This window comes from Peribacillus sp. P4_C12 (genome assembly GCF_056402095.1).
Genome location: NZ_JBFUIB010000383.1, coordinates 1 through 3,685, shown reverse-complemented (window position 1 = coordinate 3,685; position 3,685 = coordinate 1). Strand labels below are relative to the sequence as shown.

Annotated in this window: 4 protein-coding genes and 1 pseudogene; 4 read left to right on the top strand and 1 reads right to left on the bottom strand. The window is 34.3% G+C overall.

Annotation, left to right across the window (positions count from 1 at the left end):
• Both AC1DUW_RS23415 and AC1DUW_RS23410 read left to right on the top strand, forming a co-directional pair.
• Positions 1 to 103 (top strand): annotated as a pseudogene (locus tag AC1DUW_RS23415) (DinB family protein); the annotation flags it as partial.
• A gap of 204 nt (positions 104 to 307) precedes the next feature.
• Positions 308 to 652 carry a hypothetical protein gene (locus AC1DUW_RS23410; RefSeq protein WP_106027904.1) on the top strand — a complete coding sequence of 115 codons (345 nt, stop codon included), beginning with the start codon at positions 308 to 310 and terminating at the stop codon, positions 650 to 652.
• 142 nt (positions 653 to 794) lie between these two features.
• Here the strand turns inward: AC1DUW_RS23410 and spoIIIAF are convergent, their stop codons facing one another.
• Positions 795 to 1,421 (bottom strand): stage III sporulation protein AF, encoded by a 627-nt coding sequence (gene spoIIIAF, locus AC1DUW_RS23405; RefSeq protein WP_477643579.1) that lies wholly within the window; start codon positions 1,419 to 1,421, stop codon positions 795 to 797.
• Between the two features lie 377 nt (positions 1,422 to 1,798).
• Here spoIIIAF and AC1DUW_RS23400 point away from each other — a divergent pair, with 377 nt between their 5' ends.
• Positions 1,799 to 2,731 carry an ornithine cyclodeaminase family protein gene (locus AC1DUW_RS23400; protein WP_477643578.1) on the top strand — a complete coding sequence of 311 codons (933 nt, stop codon included), beginning with the start codon at positions 1,799 to 1,801 and terminating at the stop codon, positions 2,729 to 2,731.
• 340 nt (positions 2,732 to 3,071) lie between these two features.
• The coding region (locus AC1DUW_RS23395) for a DeoR/GlpR family DNA-binding transcription regulator (RefSeq protein ID WP_477643577.1) at positions 3,072 to 3,685 on the top strand (614 nt) is incomplete at its 3' end.

Below are 3,685 nucleotides of genomic sequence, written 5' to 3'. Positions count from 1 at the left end.
ACTCGGAAATGTGTCAACTCATAACGCATATCACATTGGTCAGATCATTTATATCCGGAAGTTGCAAAATAGCTGGAAAATAGATGCAGGAGTAGATAAATAAATAAAAGTTGCACTAGTGCCTACTTGAACTAACRGSTGCTTTRSTTCAWTARGGRAGGTTGCTGWRGCARCCTTTTTSTTATGSMACTAAMGGGGCAGKTTAGTTGAACAAGGATAATCCACAATTTGAATAGAATATGTAGAAAACAAATAGTTGTTTGGAGTATCGATCCAAATAACAACCTATGAAGGAAGGGTAAGTAAAATGAAGAAAATGGTTGGTTGGACACTTACTTTAGCTACGCTTTTGATAGGTGGAGTCATTTATTATTTCATAACGTTATCTCTATACGAACCATCAAAAGATGCATTTGACTTCCCAGTTCCTAAAAATGCTGAGCTAGTCCAGGAAAATGAACAAGGGAAAAGTTATGATTGGTCAAAAGCATCGGAAGAAAATGGCATACCATTTGGATATGAATTAGTCCTTAAAGCGAATGGATGGAAAAAGGGAGAAAGAGAAGGGGCTTCCGTTTTTTACACAAAAGGAAATCATAAAATAGATTTGATTTCTACAACGAAGCATTTAAACATCCTTAAAGTGAATTAATATAAAGGAAATATCTTATTCAGCTAACGGGTGCGTTAGTTCTATAAGAAGGCCGCCAAATGGCGGCCTTTTGAAAGTGTGATTCTTACAATAATCGTACATATTAGTAAATTATTTTTAAAAACCATTAGGGTTATAATTATCAATCTGTACTAATAGTTAATTGTTTAGGAGAAATACCCCATTCTTTAGCTAAAAAATTTTTAACTTTTTTAAGGGAGCTATTATCATGAGTTGACTGGTTTTCTTTAGGATTTACATTTATGTCAATATTGTTTACAGGTTCTACCTTTGATTCACTGTTACCTTCACTGCTTGTTTCAAGTGATTTTGTTTCTATTAAAAAYACTTCTACGTCTTTAAATTTTGGTGTTGGACTATCTAGATTGTCAATGACCAAGTTGATATCTTGAATTTCATATTGATACTCTTCTAATAATTCTTTTTTGACAAGGTTTTTCATTTCAACAGAGAGAATATCAGGAATAGATTGAACTTTTTCCTTACTAATTTCTTTTTCCTTTTCCTTTATTGAATTTAATAAAGAGTCTTTATGTACAGTATCTGATATATTTATTGGATTTAAAATATCTTGAGGAGACATCTTAAATAAATTTAAGATTGGACTTATTAAACAAACTATAATTACCAAAGAGAATACTAACCTTATAACATTCCGATAACTATTATTGGGTAACATCAAGTCAATAACAGTAATGAATAAAATTAATACAATAATTTGCGATATCCAATTACTTAAAAAAGACAACTCCAATAACCTCCCCAAAATAACTAATAATTTTTGATCGAAGTTTGAAAAAAAGAGAAATGATCACAGTTTTCAGGCTAGTACAGATTATGCTAAATATTGATGCATAATGTCTGCTTTACCATTTAAAGTACTTTAAAGAACATCTATAATAAAAATTTGAGTTCTTACCTTATACAACTAACGGGTGCGTTAGTTCATCATTAGGAGCTGATCAGCAGCTCCTTTTCTTCTGCAACTATAGGGCCAGATTGTTGAGTAAAGAAATGGTTGTTATATGTTAAACTAAAAGGAAGGTAGGATTAGTTAATAAAGGTAAAAAGTGTAAAGTCATAGCGTTTTAGACTAGGTTTCTATGAAAGGTGGGCATATAAGACATGTCATATCAAGTTCTAACAGATTCTGACGTTTTGAGATTGACTAGAATGAAACCCGTCATTGAGGCAATTGAGCGCGTTTTTCGTGAACAAGCAAACGCAACCCTTGTTTCACCACCTCGATTTCAATTGGAGACGGAGAATGGAAACTTAGTTTTCACTGCTGGCGCCGCAACGGAGACTGAAAAAGTTATAGGCTTTCGAGTTTACGATACCTATTCAAACGATCATTCGGGTCACGAACAATTGGTATCTGTGTTTGATTCCGTGACAGGAGTATTCAAAGGAGTTATTATTGGCAATTTACTTGGTGCCCTTCGCACGGGCGCAATTGGGGGAGCTGCCATTAAAGCCATGTCTCGTTCAGATGCTGAACAGCTAGCGATAATTGGAACAGGTATACAAGCTCGTACTCAGTTAGAAGCAGCTATAGCTATTCGTGATATTAAACGGGTTCTGGTTTACAGTCGTAATGATATAAATCGAAAAAAGTTTGCTGAAGAAATGTCTGAAAAACTTGATATGGATGTAATTCCTATGGATTCATCCAAAAAGTGTGTTGAGAAGGCAGATATCATCATCTGTGCTACAAATAGTCGTTCACCAGTGATTGATGCGGATTGGTTAAAACCGGGTGTACATATCAATACTGTTGGACCAAAATCGATGAAGGGACATGAGCTACCCATAGAAGTAGCTGGTAAAAGCTCCGTAATTACTACAGATTCCCTTGAACAGTTATGTGCCTATTCAACACCTCACTTCTTAGCCAATACTCCTTATGAACAGAATATTGTACAGCTTTCGGACATCGTAACTGGAAAAACACCGGGCAGAACTTCAATCAATGATGTTACATTGTTTTGTTCCGTGGGACTTTCTGGCACTGAAGTGGTTGTTGCAAATGAGATTATGAAAATGGCAGAAAAGTAAGCGAGGGTTTGAAATGTCACAAACCTATATGGTTTGAGGAATCTTCTTCGCTTTTCTTATAGAACTAACGGGTTTTTTCAGCTAACGGGTGCTTTACTTCAATAACAGGGGTTGCTGCGGCAACCTTTTTATTATGGCACTAACGGGGCAGGTTACTTGAAGAAGGCTATGTTAAAAGTCCAACCATTTTTACTACGATGTGCCCAGGAAACTTTACTAGCATCAATCTATATTGAATAACTTAAAACAACATATGGTAAGTGCTTTTTTAGATTTTTTTACTTATAATCACTTTTACTTTTACTTAAAATAGCTTATGATTAAGTTGAGGAGGTTAAAAATGAATCAAGAAGAACGATTGATACGAATCCTTAACTATTTAGAAATCCACAAAACAATGAACATCAAACAGATGTGTGAAACATTTGATATTTCACGTGATACTGCAAGAAGAGATATCGTGGAGCTTACGAACCAAAAAATGGTAGTTAGAACTCATGGTGGAGTTGCATTACCATCATTTCATAAAAAAATTGATGATTATCGGGATCGATTACGCACCGAATCAGAAACAAAGAAATTAATTGGAAAAAAAGCTGCAAGTATGATAACAGACAATGAGATGATTTATTTAGACGTTTCAACCACAGTCAATTTTATAGCTCAATTTTTAAAAGCAAGACAAGTTACCATTGTAACTAATTCAATTGATAGCGCTTATGTATTGGCTCAAGCTGAAGATACAACTATACACTTTTTGGGAGGTACTCTAAATAAATCAACTCGACATGTCACAGGATTTTCAGCCATAGAAAAACTAAAAGATTATCATTTTAATAAGGTGTTTATTGGAGCAGCAGGTATTATGGAAGATGGCATTTATTATGGGCTTGAAGAAGATATTTACTTTAAGCGAGAATTGATAAAACATGCTGATCAAGTCATCTTATTGAC

Bases quoted from the DNA above. Each gene is read 5' to 3' on its own strand.
- AC1DUW_RS23400 (WP_477643578.1), top strand. From the start codon at position 1,799: ATGTCATATCAAGTTCTAACAGATTCTGACGTTTTGAGATTGACTAGA.
- AC1DUW_RS23410 (WP_106027904.1), top strand. From the start codon at position 308: ATGAAGAAAATGGTTGGTTGGACACTTACTTTAGCTACGCTTTTGATA.